Source organism: Ciceribacter ferrooxidans (genome assembly GCF_004137355.1).
GTDB lineage: Bacteria > Pseudomonadota > Alphaproteobacteria > Rhizobiales > Rhizobiaceae > Allorhizobium > Allorhizobium ferrooxidans.
Genome location: NZ_SDVB01000348.1, coordinates 1 through 252 on the forward strand (window position 1 = coordinate 1; position 252 = coordinate 252).

Below are 252 nucleotides of genomic sequence, written 5' to 3' on the forward strand. Positions count from 1 at the left end.
CCTTCTGCCCGCGCTCAAAGCCATTGTCGGCGACGCGAATGTGCTCACCGCCGCCGCGGACCCCGCACCCTTTGTGCCCGATTGGCGCGACCGCTACCACGGCCGCGCCCGCGCGGTGGTGCGTCCCCGCGACAGCGGGGAGGTCGCTGCCGTCGTGCGCTGCTGCGCGGACAACGGCATCGCAAGCGTGCCACAGGGCGGAAACACGGGGCTATGCGGCGGAGCGACACCGCACGAGTCGGGCGACGAGGT

1 protein-coding gene is annotated in these 252 nt (G+C 72.6%); it reads left to right on the forward strand.

Features of this window, described 5'->3' with window-relative positions:
- Nucleotides 1-252, forward strand: a 252-nt coding sequence (locus EUU22_RS22215) for an FAD-binding oxidoreductase (protein WP_439329183.1), incomplete at both ends; no start/stop codon positions are given.